General features: G+C 42.6%; 2 protein-coding genes and 1 pseudogene. All 3 read right to left on the bottom strand.

The window, feature by feature from the left end:
• Nucleotides 1-187 precede the first annotated feature (187 nt).
• Nucleotides 188-591: pseudogene (locus tag ACFIJW_RS02820) on the bottom strand (hypothetical protein).
• Entirely contained in the window at nucleotides 588-920 is a 333-nt protein-coding gene (locus tag ACFIJW_RS02815) for a hypothetical protein (protein ID WP_375633219.1), read from the bottom strand. The pseudogene ACFIJW_RS02820 and the gene ACFIJW_RS02815 overlap by 4 nt, the downstream one beginning before the upstream one ends.
• Nucleotides 868-2,968, bottom strand: a 2,101-nt coding sequence (locus ACFIJW_RS02810; RefSeq protein WP_375633218.1) for a hemagglutinin repeat-containing protein, incomplete at its 5' end; no start/stop codon positions are given. The genes ACFIJW_RS02815 and ACFIJW_RS02810, both read right to left, overlap by 53 nt.

Genomic DNA, 2,968 nt, shown 5'->3' with positions numbered 1-2,968 from the left:
TTTCTTCATTATTCCCCTCTTTCAATGGATTTATTTACAATAAAAAAGCTCATAAGCCTGTTGATATTTCCTGTCACCGCTTCATTAAAACAACGGTGAACAATATTGAAATGTTGGATTGAGGGAACAGTCCCGCCATTCCAAGAGAAGGCAAGGATGGCGGATTGTTGATCATCACAAGCAAGACTTAAGGATAGCATTCATATTGTTCTGGATGTTTTTTACAAAACGGGCTATTTAAGCGCTTCTTGACACTGCGCTGTGGTATGACAGCACCTGGACGACAAATGGGAAGATCCTCGGCTTTATGATTTCCACACCAGCCCCCCCCCTATCATATTTATCATGGAAACCAGCTTGAATCATACAAGCTTCTATGGTTGCCCATGCATTGTTGCTTAAATTTCTATTTTCTGGAAATACATCATAAGGAGCTGGCATTCCACATTCTAAAAGTGCTTTTTTTACCTCAAGCCGATCTGCTCCTGATTTCTCCCACACCGTGAAGTATCCTGCAGGAGGTTTATTAAACTGACATCCAGCTATACTTAACAAAGTTACAGCGCTTAATAATTTTAAAGTTTGTTTCATTTTTTCCTCCTTAAAGGGAATTGTACTCGATGGGAAAGTCCATATATATCTCGACATTTTGGACCCGCATCTCCAAGGCAAGTATGAGGATTATAAGGATTTTTGAACATATTCCATGTTTCTTTCCACCAGTTACTGCCAGCAGGTATTGTCTCATAAGTATAGCCATTGCCGCCAATCCATCGGCTTACAAAGTCATATCTATGCCCATCAAAACCAATAGTGGTTTGTTTGCCATCACTCACATAACCTAACAGACCGTATGCAACTAAAACATTAGAGGCTGGTCCATAGAAATTGATATTCGTGTTGTCGGCTATACCGTGCACACCTTCTTGTTTGAAAGAATACAGCATATTTNACATAACCTAACAGACCGTATGCAACTAAAACATTAGAGGCTGGTCCATAGAAATTGATATTCGTGTTGTCGGCTATACCGTGCACACCTTCTTGTTTGAAAGAATACAGCATATTTCCCAATGTCATTGTCCCGCGACTATGTCCATAAAGTTCTAATCCTGTAAGACCATAGCTATACATCAAATCTTTTGCTTCTTGTGTTGAATTGGTCAAACCCCAAAAGTTATTTTCCATAAACTTCTGATAGCCCGCAACCAAAAGTTCTGAGATAGCAGAATCGGCTTGAGGGAACACAACAAAATAAAGCGGTGCATTTTTATCCTTCGCATGTTGAACCGCATAAACAGCGGCTTCCTCTGGTGGAGTAAAGATGCCATTAAAGGACACATGCACCTTGCCATCAGCACCCTCTTGTAAATGCTGCTTTTCTTCATCCGTTAAATAATGTGCGTGAGGTATTGGTTGTCCACGAGCGTCTGTGATATACTGTCCATTTGCATCTATTTCATAGATTATATTACCCTTTTCATCACGGTCGACCACGGCAATGGGGTGCTCTTTGATAAACATGGTTTTATAGGAATCATCGCTGTATTTAAACCCCTCTTCTAAAAGTTGGGTTGCCATTTCACGATTTTCATGGACGATTTGTTCCAGCTTGCCTACATCGAGCTGTTGTACACTCTTATGGGCGCTAGCAGTATCCCGATTAAGGGAGGCTATGGCTTGCTCAACATCTTGCCCTGTTAATGCCTTCTGCCCTGCTTCATCAGTAATGACGATAGTGCCATTGCTGATAGCAGATTTGGTATATCCTTCCTCTGAATCTTTAGCTTTTGAATGATCTAAGACATTTTTAGCAATGTTTTTCCCGACACCATATTTGCCCTGATACATCGGACCACCCGCCGAAATGCTTAAACCTTGGCTGCTAGCTTGCGCATGCGCACTGTTGCTGATATCACTGGTGCTAATGCTTCCTGTGGTCAGGCTGTTTTTTTCTGCCGGCGCGGTGCTTTCAATAATACCTCCGGTCAGCGTTGTTTTATCTTTAACGTTGATCTTAAAACCACCATCACCCGCTTTGATGCCTGATTGCTCCACAACACTATGATAATCACTAGAGGATTTATCCTTGTTCAAGGAAATATTGGTTGTGGCTGTACCATCCTTTTCTCGGCTATTATAACCAATGGAAACAGAGTTTTGCTTGCTGGAACTTTGTCCCGTATCACTGCGGCTGGTAATGGCAAAATCACCCCCTACTTCCATTTCTACACGCTCTCCAGAAACCACGGCGCCTGCCAATGTGGTGTTTGCACCACTCGTTGTGTGAACTGTGCCGGTGCCAATAATATGGCTGTTCTTCTGGTGAACCTCCTCACTGGAACCCTTGCCTTTACCAAAAGAAGCATTCCCCATCCACCCTGTACCACCGGTACCATAACTATACCCAACATTCATTGAAGCGCTTTGCGTGTGGTTTTCTGTGCTTTGCGTATTTTGCGCACTTTCAAAGATGATATCTTTACCTGCTCCCATGGTGATATTCCCGCTCTGTTCATCATTGCTTTGCATCGGGTTTGTACCAGCAATAATATCGGCTCCAACACCATGGATGCTGCCTTTGTGGGCTTGCATATTAACAGCGCGTCCTGCTTCTATTGTACCTGTTACCGCAGTAGAGGTCTGAACAGAGGCTTCTGCCTTCTCTGTCTTAAAGCCCACGGTTACGCTAGCAGAAACATCAGCAATATCACGAATAGACTGTTTAAGGTTTCCACCCTTCATCTCATTATAAAGACCTTTGCCTTTGCTATAGAGATCATAGCCTTTTAGACCAGCAATAAGACCATTGCCGATTTTGTGTTTTATATCCCCATGACCAAAACGTTTGGCTGCATCCTTTACATCTTTTACTGTACCAAGAATGCCCACATTGACAGAGCCTGTCACACCAGCAAAAGACTTTTCATGCTTTTCTTTTGCGTTAGAGGTATCATAGCTTTCTGAT

This window comes from Bartonella sp. MM97QHHN (assembly GCF_042194285.1).
In the GTDB taxonomy this organism is placed as follows: domain Bacteria; phylum Pseudomonadota; class Alphaproteobacteria; order Rhizobiales; family Rhizobiaceae; genus Bartonella.
This window is presented reverse-complemented; position numbering and strand designations above follow the sequence as displayed.